At 44.5% G+C, this 14,526-nt stretch carries 14 protein-coding genes, 1 tRNA gene and 1 riboswitch; of the genes, 11 read left to right on the top strand and 4 right to left on the bottom strand.

Annotation, left to right across the window (positions count from 1 at the left end; translation table 11 throughout):
• Positions 1-3: 3 nt before the first annotated feature.
• The 3 genes from rsxB to OO778_RS05435 form a co-directional block, all read right to left on the bottom strand.
• Positions 4-600, bottom strand: coding sequence for an electron transport complex subunit RsxB (gene rsxB / locus OO778_RS05425; protein ID WP_005396655.1), 597 nt, complete (start codon positions 598-600; stop codon positions 4-6).
• 3 nt (positions 601-603) lie between these two features.
• On the bottom strand, positions 604-1,182 hold the full coding sequence (gene rsxA, locus OO778_RS05430; protein WP_005380762.1) for an electron transport complex subunit RsxA: 579 nt from the start codon (positions 1,180-1,182) through the stop codon (positions 604-606).
• Positions 1,183-1,510: 328 nt separating this feature from the next.
• Positions 1,511-1,586 (bottom strand) — tRNA-Asn (locus OO778_RS05435).
• A gap of 559 nt (positions 1,587-2,145) precedes the next feature.
• Here OO778_RS05435 and uvrB point away from each other — a divergent pair.
• From uvrB to luxU, 3 genes are all read left to right on the top strand, one after another.
• Entirely contained in the window at positions 2,146-4,176 is a 2,031-nt protein-coding gene (gene uvrB / locus OO778_RS05440; RefSeq protein WP_047010067.1) for an excinuclease ABC subunit UvrB, read from the top strand.
• Between the two features lie 295 nt (positions 4,177-4,471).
• Positions 4,472-5,878, top strand: coding sequence for a quorum-sensing sigma-54 dependent transcriptional regulator LuxO (gene luxO, locus OO778_RS05445; RefSeq protein ID WP_005396653.1), 1,407 nt, complete (start codon positions 4,472-4,474; stop codon positions 5,876-5,878).
• The gene (gene luxU, locus OO778_RS05450; protein ID WP_012841577.1) at positions 5,875-6,219 is read left to right on the top strand and encodes a quorum-sensing phosphorelay protein LuxU; all 345 of its coding nucleotides are present in this window, start codon (positions 5,875-5,877) and stop codon (positions 6,217-6,219) included. Before luxO ends, luxU begins: the two co-directional genes overlap by 4 nt.
• A gap of 110 nt (positions 6,220-6,329) precedes the next feature.
• Here the strand turns inward: luxU and OO778_RS05455 are convergent, their stop codons facing one another.
• Positions 6,330-7,226, bottom strand: coding sequence for a YvcK family protein (locus OO778_RS05455; RefSeq protein WP_074191595.1), 897 nt, complete (start codon positions 7,224-7,226; stop codon positions 6,330-6,332).
• A gap of 175 nt (positions 7,227-7,401) precedes the next feature.
• Positions 7,402-7,536: riboswitch (molybdenum cofactor riboswitch) on the top strand.
• On the opposite strand from OO778_RS05455, the gene moaA reads away from it, so the two are divergent.
• From moaA to oppC, 8 genes are all read left to right on the top strand, one after another.
• Positions 7,525-8,514: a GTP 3',8-cyclase MoaA gene (moaA, locus tag OO778_RS05460; RefSeq protein ID WP_005396649.1), complete on the top strand. Its 990-nt coding sequence runs from the start codon at positions 7,525-7,527 to the stop codon at positions 8,512-8,514. (Overlaps the previous riboswitch by 12 nt.)
• Positions 8,515-8,619: 105 nt before the next feature.
• On the top strand, positions 8,620-9,132 hold the full coding sequence (moaB, locus tag OO778_RS05465; RefSeq protein WP_005396648.1) for a molybdenum cofactor biosynthesis protein B: 513 nt from the start codon (positions 8,620-8,622) through the stop codon (positions 9,130-9,132).
• Positions 9,133-9,158: 26 nt separating this feature from the next.
• A complete protein-coding gene (gene moaC / locus OO778_RS05470) occupies positions 9,159-9,638 on the top strand; it encodes a cyclic pyranopterin monophosphate synthase MoaC (RefSeq protein ID WP_005396647.1) in 480 nt (159 codons plus the stop codon).
• Entirely contained in the window at positions 9,635-9,892 is a 258-nt protein-coding gene (gene moaD / locus OO778_RS05475) for a molybdopterin synthase sulfur carrier subunit (protein WP_005396646.1), read from the top strand. Before moaC ends, moaD begins: the two co-directional genes overlap by 4 nt.
• A 1-nt stretch (position 9,893) precedes the next feature.
• Entirely contained in the window at positions 9,894-10,349 is a 456-nt protein-coding gene (moaE, locus tag OO778_RS05480) for a molybdopterin synthase catalytic subunit MoaE (protein ID WP_048625774.1), read from the top strand.
• A gap of 532 nt (positions 10,350-10,881) precedes the next feature.
• On the top strand, positions 10,882-12,558 hold the full coding sequence (locus OO778_RS05485; protein WP_048625780.1) for an ABC transporter substrate-binding protein: 1,677 nt from the start codon (positions 10,882-10,884) through the stop codon (positions 12,556-12,558).
• A 128-nt stretch (positions 12,559-12,686) separates the two neighbouring features.
• Positions 12,687-13,607: an oligopeptide ABC transporter permease OppB gene (gene oppB / locus OO778_RS05490; protein WP_006742810.1), complete on the top strand. Its 921-nt coding sequence runs from the start codon at positions 12,687-12,689 to the stop codon at positions 13,605-13,607.
• A 15-nt stretch (positions 13,608-13,622) separates the two neighbouring features.
• On the top strand, positions 13,623-14,525 hold the full coding sequence (gene oppC, locus OO778_RS05495) for an oligopeptide ABC transporter permease OppC (protein ID WP_005396642.1): 903 nt from the start codon (positions 13,623-13,625) through the stop codon (positions 14,523-14,525).
• Position 14,526: the final 1 nt, after the last annotated feature.

A 14,526-nucleotide genomic window follows, 5' to 3' on the forward strand; every position in this document is an offset into this window, starting at 1 on the left:
ACCTTACTTAATTGAATCTTTCACGTTCGCTGCATCGTCGGCAGCATCCGTAATGTTGAGTACTGGAATGGAGTTAAGTTGCCACTTCCAGCTTTCCGTGGTGGTTGCCACAGGAATCATTTCAATACAATCAGTTGGACATGGTGCAACACATAAGTCACACCCCGTACATTCGTCTTTAATTACGGTATGGACCGCTTTTGTACCGCCTACAATTGCATCCACTGGACACGCTTGAATACACTTAGTACAGCCAATGCACATATCTTCATGGATAAACGCAACGGTTGGAATTTTGCTGTCGAGATCGTGCGCAGATTCTTCTGGCTCAACACCCATTAAGTCGGCGAGCTTTTCGATTGTTGCCTGACCGCCAGGTGGACATTTGTTGATGTGGTCGCCATTTGCAATCGCTTCAGCATAAGGGCGGCAACCAGGATAGCCACATTGACCGCATTGAGTTTGAGGTAAGATTGCGTCGATTTGATCCACAATTGGGTCTGCCTCGACTTTGAAGCGAATAGAAGCAAAACCAAGTATCGCGCCGAAAATCGCAGCAAGAACCGCTAACGCGATGATCGCAATTAAAATCGTACTCATTGTTTACTTCACCAAACCTGTAAAGCCCATAAAGGCTAGTGACATTAAACCCGCTGTAATCATTGCAATCGATGCACCTTTAAAAGGCACTGGTACGTCGGCGGCAGCTATGCGCTCACGCATGGATGCAAAAAGTATCAACACCAATGAGAAACCAACAGCGGCGCCGAAGCCGTAGATAATCGATTCGATAAAGTTATGGTTCTCATTAATATTAAGAAGCGCGACACCTAATACCGCGCAGTTTGTAGTGATCAGCGGTAAGAAAATACCAAGCAAGCGATAAAGTGTTGGACTTGTTTTGTGCACAACCATTTCGGTGAACTGCACCACAACGGCTATCACCAAAATAAAACTCATGGTTCGAAGGTACTCAATACCCAGTGGACGAAGAATGTAGCTTTCCACTAAATACGCACACACTGACGCGAGCGTTAGCACAAAAGTTGTCGCTAAGCCCATACCTATTGCTGTTTCCAGTTTTTTGGACACACCCATAAAAGGACAGAGGCCCAAAAACTTCACCAGTACAAAGTTGTTCACCAGCACAGTGCCGACCAACAACAAAACATATTCGGTCATAGTTATTACGTTCTTAAAATCCGATCTTGATATTATCGTGTTTTGTGACACCAATAACAACCAGTGAACGATGTGGTTTTACATACACGATGGAAAAATAGTCGTCTATGTGAGGTATTTTGATGAATCAATAAGAAATTGAACAGCTTGCTGAATGGATTTTACAAAGACGCTGGTGCTGTCTTTCCTCAAAGAATCTTTTGCTCAGAAGGCGGGAATTACATTTAGCGAGTAATTTTAAGTCGTCACTTGAGATATTGATGGTGAAAGAAGTTTTTTATTTCAAAACGAAAAAAGCCGTGTCTTGCGACACGGCTTTTCTGGAATTTGGCTCCTCCTGCTGGGCTCGAACCAGCGACCTGCGGATTAACAGTCCGTCGCTCTACCAACTGAGCTAAGGAGGAATTGCTTTGCTTGAAAGCGGGACGAATCTTACCGAGCAGCCAAACTACTGTCAACAGTAAAAAAATACATTTTTAGCAAAAAATATTGAGGGAAGGGCTTTACTTTTCTGTACTGCTTGTCAGCAAAGGGGTGAGGTTACTTATCCACTAATTTTGTGGATAACTATGTTGATGAGATCTGAGTAAAGATCTTTTATATGCAACCTGGTTTTTATTCAGTGAATTTTTAATCAGAGTTATACAGAGAATATGCAATTAAAACATAGATTTATTGATGTTAAGCAAAATGTATTCAAGGTGGATAAAAATCTAGCTTTTGGGGATAAAGAGTGTTTAGGCCAATTTTTGGGGAAAAGTTGTGGAAACTGCAATGTGAAGAATGGGTGTGGCTCTTCAGCTAGGGCGAAGTACTATATCAGAGTAGGTTTTGTATGGCTACAGCATTCTAGACAAACAAGAAAATTTATTAACAATGGTGGGTAAATTTTCAATAGACGTAGATTTCATTGGCTAAGGTGTATATATATACAGCCAAAGCGCAGTAAAGTTGAGGAAGGGTATGAGTAAAGTCTATGAATTGGTCTCCGATTATCAGCCATCGGGTGACCAGCCGGGAGCGATCAAGCAGCTGCTTGAGGGGCTCGATGCTGGACTGGCACATCAAACACTATTGGGGGTAACGGGATCGGGTAAAACGTTCACACTAGCGAATGTTATCGCTCAAGCCCAACGACCTGCAATATTACTTGCTCCAAACAAAACGCTCGCAGCGCAATTATATGGCGAGATGAAATCATTCTTTCCCAATAATGCGGTGGAGTACTTTGTTTCCTACTACGATTACTACCAGCCTGAAGCTTATGTCCCGACGACGGATACTTTCATTGAAAAAGACGCATCGGTTAACGCTCACATAGAGCAAATGCGCCTTTCCGCAACGAAAGCACTATTGGAACGTAAAGACGCGATTATCGTTGCGTCTGTTTCTGCTATCTATGGTTTGGGTGACCCAGAATCTTACTTGCAAATGATGTTGCATTTACGTCGTGGTGACGTGATTGATCAACGGGACATGCTACGACGTTTGGCAGAGTTACAATATTCGAGAAATGACGTGGCATTTGAGCGAGGACAGTTTCGGGTTCGTGGCGAAGTGATTGATATCTTTCCAGCGGAATCTGACCAAGACGCAGTTCGTGTCGAAATGTTTGATGATGAAATTGACTGCATAAGTGTTTTTGATCCATTGACTGGTGTGGTGAAACAGCGAGATTTACCACGCTACACCATTTATCCTAAGACGCACTACGTGACACCAAGAGATCGTATTCTTGAAGCGATTGAAAATATTAAGGTTGAATTAGAAGTACGCAAAAAACAGCTTCTAGATAACAACAAGCTACTGGAAGAACAGCGTATTAGCCAGCGGACTCAATTCGATATCGAGATGATGAATGAGTTAGGTTTTTGCTCAGGTATCGAAAACTATTCTCGTTATCTCAGCGGACGATCGGAAGGCGAGCCGCCACCGACATTGTTTGATTACTTGCCTCATGACGGTTTGTTGATCATCGATGAATCCCACGTGACGGTGCCGCAGATTGGTGCCATGTATAAAGGTGACCGCTCTCGTAAAGAAACGCTGGTAGAGTTTGGTTTTCGCTTACCTTCTGCGTTAGATAATCGTCCCCTCAAGTTTGAAGAGTTTGAAGCGTTAGCACCGCAGACGATTTTTGTCTCTGCGACGCCAGGAAATTATGAACTAGAAAAATCGGCTGGTGATGTAGCGGATCAAGTTGTTCGTCCAACAGGCTTGCTTGACCCAGAATTGGAAGTTCGCCCAGTGGCGACCCAAGTAGACGACTTGTTGTCTGAAATTCGCCTCCGTTCTGCTAAAGATGAGCGAGTTCTAGTGACAACATTGACTAAACGAATGGCCGAAGATCTCACCGAGTACTTGCACGAACATGATGTTAGGGTACGTTACTTACATTCAGATATTGATACCGTAGAACGTGTGGAGATCATCCGCGATCTTCGTCTTGGCGAGTTTGACGTGCTGGTGGGAATTAACTTGCTACGAGAAGGCTTGGACATGCCTGAAGTTTCGCTGGTTGCAATATTGGATGCAGATAAAGAGGGCTTCTTGCGCTCCGAGCGTTCACTGATTCAGACCATTGGTCGTGCTGCGCGAAATCTTGAAGGTAAGGCGATTTTGTATGCTGACCGAATCACCAACTCCATGAAAAAGGCGATGGATGAAACCAACCGCCGCCGCGAGAAGCAGAAAGCGTACAACGAAGAAATGGGCATTTCGCCGCAAGCGCTCAAACGAAATATCAAAGATATTATGGAATTGGGCGATATTACCAAGTCTAAACGTCAGCGTAATACTAAACAGGTACCGTTGTCGAAAGTGGCGGAGCCTTCGCAAACATACGAGGTCATGTCTCCTCAACAGTTGGAAAAAGAAATCAGTCGACTTGAGGCGGCAATGTATCAGCACGCGCAAGATTTAGAGTTTGAATTGGCGGCGCAAAAGCGTGACGAGATTGAAAAACTAAGAGCGCAGTTCATCGCAAATAGTTAAAAATAAGCTTAATGATCTAGCTTAGCCAAGTGTTTTAGATTGCTTGCAAAAAAAAAGAAGCCAATAGGCAGTCGGGTCTATTGGCTTGTTTTGTGAACATCTCGTTCACTAACAACGTCAGTTGGCTAGGTGACCCGAGGGGTCACTAAACTATCAGCATGGTTTATGCCATTTTTTAAATAATTGATATTATTTTTGAATCCTTTCTCTTACCCATAATTTAGCTAATGTTATTTGCAAAATGCAAAGCGTAATGCGATTATTGTTTAAAACACAACAAAATATTAGCTAGGTTATGCAACAAAAATCTGAAGGTCCTAAATCTCGTTACCTTTTAATGGTTGAGGATACCGCATCTGTTGCGGCACTGTACCGCTCATACCTGACACCGCTTGGTATAGATATCAATATTGTCGGTACAGGTAGGGATGCCATTGAAAGTCTCAACCATAGAATTCCAGATCTTATTCTGCTCGATCTTCGTCTGCCAGATATGACGGGGATGGACGTTTTACACGCTGTAAAAAAGAGTCATCCAGACGTACCTATTATTTTTATGACCGCTCACGGTTCTATCGATACCGCGGTAGAAGCAATGCGTCATGGCTCTCAAGACTTTTTGATCAAACCGTGTGAAGCAGACCGTTTACGTGTCACGGTTAACAATGCGATTCGTAAAGCGACTAAGTTAAAAAACGAGGCTGATAACCCGGGAAATCAAAGTTATCAAGGCTTTATTGGCAGTAGTCAAACAATGCAACAGGTTTACCGCACGATTGATTCAGCAGCGAGCAGTAAAGCGAGTATCTTCATCACTGGTGAAAGTGGTACGGGTAAAGAGGTATGTGCCGAGGCAATCCATGCGGCAAGCAAGCGTGGTGACAAGCCTTTTATTGCGATTAACTGTGCTGCAATTCCAAAAGATTTGATTGAGAGTGAACTGTTTGGTCACGTGAAAGGTGCTTTTACCGGTGCAGCAAATGATCGTCAGGGTGCAGCGGAATTAGCGGATGGTGGCACACTTTTCCTTGATGAATTGTGTGAGATGGATTTAGATTTGCAAACCAAATTGCTACGATTTATTCAAACCGGCACGTTCCAAAAAGTGGGCTCATCAAAAATGAAGAGCGTGGATGTTCGCTTTGTTTGTGCAACTAACCGTGACCCATGGAAAGAGGTACAAGAAGGTCGATTCCGTGAAGATTTGTACTATCGTTTGTATGTCATTCCTTTGCATTTGCCGCCTTTACGTGAACGAGGTGAAGATGTCATTGAAATTGCATACTCACTGTTAGGCTATATGTCGCACGAGGAAGGAAAAAGCTTCGTGCGTTTTGCGCCTGATGTAATCGACCGATTTAATAGCTATGAGTGGCCAGGCAACGTTCGTCAGTTACAAAACGTGCTGCGCAATATCGTTGTTCTAAACAACGGTAAAGAAATCACGTTGGATATGTTACCGCCACCGCTGAATCAACCGCTTGACCGTCCGTCTTCTGTGGCGAAATTTATTGAGCCGAAAGTGATGACTGCGTCTGAGATTATGCCGTTGTGGATGACAGAAAAAATGGCGATAGAGCAAGCGATTGAAGCGTGTGATGGCAATATCCCCCGAGCGGCGGGATACCTTGATGTCAGTCCGTCGACGATTTACCGCAAGTTACAGGCTTGGAATGGCAAGGAAGAGCGGCAAAAAGTATGAGTGTGAATGTATTAAATCAGCAAAAAATCGATGAACTGTCGATGGAGATTGGCAGTGACAATGTTCCTGTTTTACTCGATATTTTCTTGGGGGAGATGGATACCTACATCGAGAATTTATCTCAGTTTCAAGGGACAGAGCGATTACGTTACCTAAAAGAAATCAGTCACGCGTTAAAAAGCAGCGCAGCGAGCTTTGGAGCAGACCGTCTTTGTCAATTGGCGATGTCGATAGATAAAAAAGCCAAAGCAGGTGAGTTAGCTGAAGAGTCAGACGAGTTAAAAACGATGTTCGATCTTTTGCACGAAACACGCGACGCTTATCGTGATTGGCAGCAGTAATGCATTGTTCTGATGAGGCTCTTACACAAAACCCTTCACGTAAGTGAAGGGTTTTTTCATTGCTGACAGCGAGTAAACTTGAAGCTATCCCCTAGCTTTAGAGGGCTTTTTTAAATTGAAAGCCTTAGCTGGCTTTCAATAGCGAGCTTGAGTTTATCTCGGTCGTGACGCCAATCTCGGTTCGACGAAGCTAACGATTCCGTCACTACATTCCACTGGCTCAATACTTCTTGCTCGGTTTCCTCTGCTAGAACCACGTCTATCTTCCTACCTTGGCAGGCACGCTCACACCATTCTAATTTTTGTGCCATGGTCATTCGTCCGGCTGGGCCGTACTCCGGGCTCAAGTTGGCAACGAAAATGACTTTTGCTTTCTCATTGGCGGCAATGGCTTTGCCGAGCTCAGGCAACAGCAAAGGAGGCATGATGCTGGTTAAAAAGCTGCCAGGACCAAGAATAATAGCGTCTGCCTCTGCCAGTGCAGTTACTGCTTCTTTAGTTGCAGGGACTTCTGGTGATAGATCGAGACGGCGTAAATCGGTGTTCATCTCGTCTACATTCGTTTCTCCCGTGACCCACTTCCCATCCACGGATAACGCGGAAAGATCGGAAGGGTGTTCAGACATAGGAAGAATGTTAACGTCGACTTTTAACATGTTTCGAATCAGATTGATGGCATCTAACGGTCTGACCGATAAGTTATCGAGCGCCGTAAGCATCAAGTTACCGAGGTTATGACCATCAAGCTCGCCAGTACCTTTGAAGCGATATTCAAACATCATTGAACTGATCGACGGCTCTGTGATCAGCTGATTAATGCAGTTCCGTGTGTCGCCCCAGGCGATTCCACCTTGGCAGTGACGAATTCTTCCTGTTGAGCCACCATTGTCTGTTGTGGCGACAATGCCAGTTGCATTGCCGCCAAAATCCCGTAGTGCGGCCAACATTCGACCTAAGCCATGACCACCGCCAACAGCGACCACTTTTTTATCCGTGTAGATATTCATTACGTTCTTCTAATAATCTTGTAAAAAACGGCTACAATTTATCTCAAGGAGTGCTTGAAAGGTACTCACTTAGCGGTAAATTGTGTCTCTAGAGAGTTTTTTATCACTCAAGTCTGGATTCCAGTACAAATATTAAGTATTTTACACCGCAAAGCTATCAGAGGTTTCATATCTCTGGTTGCCATAACTCCGAGCTCACTATTGCTAAGTCCGAGGATAAGCGTTTTGAGCCAGTGGCGTACTGTCACAAGGGCATGATTGGAAATGGCCATGCCTCCCGTGTTTGGAAAGGTGTTCCGTGGCGCAACAATTCGAAGACAAATTTCATCGTAAGTTCTATTACTTGCGTCTGTCTGTGACCGACGTATGTAATTTCAAATGTACCTATTGCCTTCCTGATGGCTATAAGCCTTCGGGCAATAAAAACTCGTCTTTTTTATCTCTTCCTGAAATCAAACGGGTCGTAAAAGCGTTTGCTGATTGTGGCACGTCAAAAGTGCGCATTACTGGCGGTGAACCAAGTTTACGCAAAGATTTTACCGACATTATCCACTCAGTGGCGACGACGCCTGGTATCCAAAAAGTTGCAACTACGACCAATGGTTACCGCATGGCGAAGCAAGTCGCAGACTGGCGTGAAGCGGGCTTAACTCACATCAACGTCAGCGTGGACAGCCTTGATCCGCGCATGTTCCATCAAATCACGGGTGAAAATAAGTTCACTGAGGTGATGAATGGTATCGAGCGCGCGTTTGAAGTTGGTTATGAGCAAGTCAAAGTTAATGTGGTTTTGATGAAAGATCTTAACCATCAAGAGCTGCCAGCGTTTCTCAACTGGATAAAAGATCGTCCAATCCAACTGCGCTTCATCGAATTGATGCAAACGGGTGAGATGGATGATTTATTCAATAAGCATCATGTGTCTGGCGTAGCAATTCGTAATCAGTTGATTGCGAACGGTTGGCTGCTTAAAGTGCGCTCTCATAATGACGGCCCCGCGCAAGTGTTTGTTCATCCAGATTACAAGGGTGAAATTGGCCTGATCATGCCTTATGAAAAAGACTTTTGTGAGAGCTGCAACCGACTACGCGTCTCTGCGATGGGTAAGTTGCATCTGTGTTTGTTTGGAGACCACGGTGTAGAACTACGTGATCTATTGGAACGTGATGAGCAAGAAAGCGAGCTTATTGAACGCATCCAAGCGCAGTTACAAACTAAGTCGGTGAGCCACTTCTTGCACGATGGTAATACGGGTATGACGCCACATCTAGCGTCTATCGGCGGCTAAATCAACTCAAATTTTGTAGGGAAAGCTTATTTATAGGCTAGCTTTCCCTCGCTTTTCTAGAATCGATACCAAACGTATCAAAGTTAAAAGAGAATAGGTGAACACATGGGTCACGCTGAAAGCAAATTTCAACCTGCAAATATTGCCGTTCTAACGGTATCTGACACTCGTACCGAAGAAAACGATACCTCTGGTCGCTACCTTGTTGAACACGCTCAAGAAGCGGGTCACAATGTTGTCGATAAGCAAATTGTTATTGATGACATGTACAAAATTCGCGCAATTGTTTCTCAGTGGATTGCGGACGACAATGTTCAAGCGATCATGATTACTGGTGGTACAGGGTTCACGTCACGTGACAGCACACCAGAAGCGCTGAAGCCTCTGTTTGATAAAGAAGTAGAAGGTTTTGGTGAGTTATTCCGCATGGTGTCTTACGAAGAAATTGGTACGTCAACCATCCAATCGCGTGCAATTGCAGGCTTTGCTAATCATACAGTTATCTTCGCAATGCCTGGTTCAACAGGCGCGTGCCGCACTGGCTGGACGAAGATCATCAAGCAGCAGTTAGATGCAAGCCATCGCCCTTGTAACTTCATGCCGCACCTATCTGTATAACCTTTCCTAAAAGCGAAGGAAAAACAATGACTCAATTTACCCATATCAACGCGTCTGGCGAAGCTAACATGGTCGACGTGTCTGCAAAAGCTGAAACGGTTCGTGAAGCACGTGCAGAAGCATTTGTTCACATGGCCCCAGAAACCTTGCAACTGATTGTTTCCGGTCAGCATCATAAAGGTGATGTGTTCGCGACGGCTCGAATTGCTGGTATCCAAGCTGCAAAGAAAACGTGGGATTTGATTCCACTTTGTCATCCTCTGTTGCTTTCTAAAGTCGAAGTTCAGTTGGAGGCTATTGAGTCAGAAAACAAAGTTCGTATTGAATCTGTTTGTAAGCTTGCAGGTAAAACGGGCGTAGAAATGGAAGCGCTCACGGCGGCTTCTGTTGCTGCACTGACGATTTACGATATGTGTAAAGCGGTGCAAAAAGACATGGTTATCGGTCAAGTTCGTCTCCTAGAAAAGACGGGTGGAAAATCTGGACACTTCAAGGCGGAATCATGATTAAAGTACTTTTTTTTGCTCAGACTCGTGAGCTGATTGGTATCGACAGTGTCGAATTAGATGATCAATTTGAAACGGTTGAAGCGATTCGCGCACATCTCGTGGAAGAGGGCGCTGATAAAAATGGTAAGTGGGATTTGGCTTTAGAGCCAGGAAAGCTACTTGCTGCTGTTAATCAATCTATTGTCCCACTTGATACCGAAGTAAAAGCGGGGGATGAAGTTGCATTTTTCCCACCGGTAACCGGAGGTTAAGATGGACCCACGCGTCTCTGTACAAGTTGAAGACTTTTCCGTTGATCACGAATATCAACGTTTATCCGAAGGTACGGCTGCTGGTGCTGTCGTAACATTCATTGGTAAAGTTCGAGATATGAACCTTGGCGATAATGTTGTTGGTTTGCACTTGGAACACTACCCAGGCATGACTGAGAAGAGCTTGAGCGACATTTGCGATCAAGCTGAATCACGTTGGCCATTATTGGGCGTACGCGTGATTCATCGCGTTGGTGATATGGATAGCGGTGATCAAATCGTCTTTGTTGGTGTTTCAAGTGCACACCGTGGAGCAGCATTTGATGCTTGCGAGTTCATTATGGACTACTTGAAAACCAAAGCACCATTTTGGAAGAAAGAACGCACGACGAGTGAAGATCGTTGGATTGAGTCGCGCGATACTGATCACCAAGCTGCGCAGCGTTGGGAAAAATAGAACCCACTCCTCATTCTAGTGAAAAAAGCTAAGTGTCAATGGCACTTAGCTTTTTTTGTACTTATCTTCATAATTCTGCTCATTTGACTTCAACACAACCCGTACTCGCTCTGGTGATATTCTTCACAATAAAAGTTTTTAGCCCAATATATAAACAATTATTTGTTAGACTTCATTTGTCATAAATGTTAAATAATATGTAAATATCTAGCATAAGATGCTATCAAATGGTTTAAATGTAGATTAATCGAAAGTTTTGTCTGTGGAATGTCGCTTCTGGTCTCCATTTGGCTGGTGAATACTTTTTGATTAGAGTTTACTGCTAGATATGTGTGGTTTAGTCAGGATTATTGGTTTTTTTGCTACATTTTTATGGCAAATTACTTCAATGATTGCTAATGTGTGCCGCAGTCTTTGTAAGGTTTTAGGCTTTTGTGCTCAGAAAACGCACTAAAAAAATCTAAAACTCTGACCGTTCCAGGCCCTTACAAAGAAGTCATGGATGCTAACGAAAAAATTTGGAGTTTTACGCATGTATAAGAATAAAATCACGCGCGCTTTATTTATTGGTGCTGGTCTTTCTCTCGCTTTAGCTGGTTGTGGCGAAAAGCCTGCAGAGAAACAAGCTGCTGAGCCTGCTCCGGCTCCAGCCCCTGAAGCTAAATCTGATTCTAAAGAGCCAAAACTTGCTGCTGTTCAAGAATTGGTGCGTGGTAACGGTACAGAAGTTGCGACAATAGACCCTCATAAATCTCAAGGTGTTCCAGAATCCCACGTGATTCGCGATCTTCTTGAAGGCCTAGTAAACCAAGATGCGGACGGTAACACTATCCCTGGTGTTGCAAAATCTTGGGAAACTGAAGACAACAAAACGTACACTTTCCACCTACGTGAAGACGCAAAATGGTCTAACGGTGATCCTGTTACTGCAGGTGATTTTGTATACAGCTTCCAACGCGCAGTCGACCCAGCAACCGCTTCTCCATACGCTTGGTACATGGAATACACCAAGATGAAGAACGCAAAAGACATTGTTGCGGGTAAAAAAGACAAGAGTGAGTTGGGTGTTAAAGCGGTTGACGACCACACGTTAGTGGTTGAGCTAGACACTGCTGTACCATACTTTGTGATGATGATGGGCCACACAACAGTGAAGCCTGTTCACCAAGCAACCGTTGAAAAGTTCGGCGATCAATGGACGAAGCCTGAGAACTTTGTAGGTAACGGTGCTTATGTTGTTGACAACTGGGTTGTAAACGAGCGTTTAGTTCTAAAACGTAACGAGCAATACTGGGACAACGAAAACACGACGCTTGATCAAGTTACTTTCCTACCAATCGAAAACCAAGTAGCGGAAATGAACCGCTTCCTAGCTGGTGAAATTGACTTCACGAATGAACTGCCTACAGAGCACTTCAAGCGTTTGAAGCAAGAGCATCCAGAAGACGTGTCTGTGTCGGGTAACTTGTGTACTTACTACTACATCTTCAACACGAAGAAAAAGCCGTTTGATGATGTTCGCGTACGTAAAGCGATTTCTTATGCGATTGACCGTAATATCGTGACTGATGCGATCCTAGCACAAGGTCAAAAGCCAGCTTATTTCCTAACGCCTGAAATCACGGCGGGTTTCAACCCAGAAATCCCTGCATACGGCAAAATGACGCAAGAAGAGCGTAATGCTGAAGCGGCGCGTCTACTGGAAGAGGCGGGCTACGGTGCAGACAACCCTCTTGAATTTAACCTTCTATACAACACGTCAGAGAACCACAAGAAACTTGCGGTTGCACTGGGTTCAATGTGGAAGAAGACGCTTGGTCTAGACGTTACGCTAGAAAACCAAGAGTGGAAAACTTACCTATCTACCAAAGATTCTGGCAACTTTGAGGTTGCTCGTGCAGGTTGGTGTGGCGACTACAACGAAGCTTCATCTTTCCTAACGCTGATGATGAGTAATAACACTACTGGTGGTATTCACTACGACAGCAAAGAGTACGATGCAATCATGAACAAAGCATTTGCTTCAACTTCTGACGAAGAGCGTCAAGCGCTTTACCTAGAAGCAGAGAAGTTGATGGCAAAAGATATGCCAATCGCACCTATCTACCAGTACGTGAAATCACGTCTACTATCACCGAAAGTTGGTGGCTTCCCAGTCAATAACGCGGAAGACAAGATTTACTCTAAAGATCTCTACATCACAGAGTAATTCGTAACTCGATAGAACTATAAAAATGAGGCTCTACATGTGAGAAATTGCATGTAGCGCCTATCTTTAGTCCAAAAGAATTGGACGACTTCTTTAATTTAACTGTCACAGACTGAAAGAGTGAGTTTATGCTTAAATTCATCGCAAAAAGGATATTTGAGGCGATCCCAACAATGTTGGTTTTGATCACCGTATCTTTCTTTCTTATGCGCTTTGCACCGGGAAACCCTTTCTCGACAGAGCGTCCATTGCCACCCGAAGTAATGGCAAATATCGAAGCTAAATATGGCTTGGATAAACCTGTATTTGAACAATACACCACGTATTTGACCAATGTTATCCAAGGGGATTTCGGGCCGTCATTTAAATACCTTGATTACTCGGTTAACGAGCTGATCGCGGTAGCCTTACCGGTTTCGGCTAAAGTGGGCTTCATCGCCTTTATCTTTACCCTGATTATGGGGGTTACCGTCGGTACCATTGCTGCGCTCAAGCAGAATACTTGGATTGATTACACCATCATGTCGACAGCGATGCTCGGCGTGGTAATGCCTTCTTTTGTATTGGCACCTGCTCTTATCTATCTGTTCTCGCTTCACTGGAATATCTTCCCTGCGGGCGGTTGGCAAGATGGTAGCTGGCAGTATTTAGTGCTTCCTGTCATTGGTATGTCACTACTGTATGTTGCAACCTTCGCTCGTATTACGCGTGGTTCGATGATCGAGACACTGAACAGTAACTTTATTCGTACGGCTCGTGCTAAAGGTCTAAGCTACCGTTACATCATCATCAAGCATGCTCTTAAGCCGGCACTTCTCCCTGTTGTTTCTTACATGGGTCCTGCTTTCGTAGGTATCATCACTGGTTCTGTTGTTATCGAAACCATTTTTGGTCTACCAGGTATTGGTAAGCTATTCGTTAACGCTGCGTTTAACCGTGACTACTCGCTAGTAATGGGTGTAACCATCCTGATTGGTTTCCTATTCATTTTATTCAACGCGATTGTAGATATTCTACTTGCAATGATTGACCCGAAAATTCGCTACTAACAGGGACGTTTGGTTATGTTAACGAAAAAAGAAAACCTAGAAGCGATTGAGAAGTTCTCCGAAAACTTGGAGATTGAAGGTCGCAGTCTTTGGCAAGATGCTCGTATCCGTTTTATGCGCAACAAAGCGGCAATGGTGAGCTTATTCCTTCTTGTTCTAATGACGTTGGCGGTGATTATTCTGCCAATGATCGCACCGCACACCTTTGATGATACTGACTGGTACGCGATGCACGTTGCACCGAATGCTGACCATTGGTTTGGTACCGACAGCTTAGGTCGTGACTTATACGTACGCACGCTAATCGGCGGTCGTATTTCGTTGATGGTGGGGGTCATGGGTGCATTTGTAGCCGTACTGATTGGTACGCTCTATGGCGCAGCATCTGGTTTTATCGGCGGTAAAGTTGACCGTGTGATGATGCGTATTCTAGAGATTTTGTACGCGGTACCGTTTATGTTCCTAGTTATCGTACTTGTGACATTCTTCGGTCGTAACATCATGCTGATCTTTGTCGCGATTGGTGCTATCGCATGGCTAGATATGGCGCGTATCGTACGTGGTCAGACACTCAGCTTACGTAGCAAAGAGTTCATCGAAGCTGCACATGTGTGTGGTGTTAGCAACTGGAAAATTATCACTCGTCATATCGTGCCGAATGTACTGGGTATCGTAGCGGTTTACTCTACGCTACTTATCCCGAGCATGATCCTGACGGAGTCATTCCTATCATTCCTTGGTCTTGGTGTTCAGGAACCGATGACAAGTTGGGGAGCCCTTCTACAAGAAGGTGCACAGACAATGGAAGTGGCAATCTGGCAGCTGGCATTCCCAGCCGTGTTCATGGTTGTGACGCTATTCTGCTTCAACTACGTTGGTGACGGCCTGCGCGATGCGCTGGATCCAAAAGACAGATAAT

Origin of the sequence: Vibrio sp. STUT-A16 (assembly GCF_026000495.1) — a bacterium.
GTDB classification, from domain to species: domain Bacteria; phylum Pseudomonadota; class Gammaproteobacteria; order Enterobacterales; family Vibrionaceae; genus Vibrio; species Vibrio diabolicus.

Coding starts and splice junctions, on each gene's coding strand:
- rsxB (WP_005396655.1), bottom strand. CDS start 600: ATGAGTACGATTTTAATTGCGATCATCGCGTTAGCGGTTCTTGCTGCG.
- rsxA (WP_005380762.1), bottom strand. CDS start 1,182: ATGACCGAATATGTTTTGTTGTTGGTCGGCACTGTGCTGGTGAACAAC.
- uvrB (WP_047010067.1), top strand. CDS start 2,146: ATGAGTAAAGTCTATGAATTGGTCTCCGATTATCAGCCATCGGGTGAC.
- luxO (WP_005396653.1), top strand. CDS start 4,472: ATGCAACAAAAATCTGAAGGTCCTAAATCTCGTTACCTTTTAATGGTT.
- luxU (WP_012841577.1), top strand. CDS start 5,875: ATGAGTGTGAATGTATTAAATCAGCAAAAAATCGATGAACTGTCGATG.
- OO778_RS05455 (WP_074191595.1), bottom strand. CDS start 7,226: ATGAATATCTACACGGATAAAAAAGTGGTCGCTGTTGGCGGTGGTCAT.
- moaB (WP_005396648.1), top strand. CDS start 8,620: ATGGGTCACGCTGAAAGCAAATTTCAACCTGCAAATATTGCCGTTCTA.
- moaC (WP_005396647.1), top strand. CDS start 9,159: ATGACTCAATTTACCCATATCAACGCGTCTGGCGAAGCTAACATGGTC.
- moaD (WP_005396646.1), top strand. CDS start 9,635: ATGATTAAAGTACTTTTTTTTGCTCAGACTCGTGAGCTGATTGGTATC.
- moaE (WP_048625774.1), top strand. CDS start 9,894: ATGGACCCACGCGTCTCTGTACAAGTTGAAGACTTTTCCGTTGATCAC.
- OO778_RS05485 (WP_048625780.1), top strand. CDS start 10,882: ATGTATAAGAATAAAATCACGCGCGCTTTATTTATTGGTGCTGGTCTT.
- oppB (WP_006742810.1), top strand. CDS start 12,687: ATGCTTAAATTCATCGCAAAAAGGATATTTGAGGCGATCCCAACAATG.
- oppC (WP_005396642.1), top strand. CDS start 13,623: ATGTTAACGAAAAAAGAAAACCTAGAAGCGATTGAGAAGTTCTCCGAA.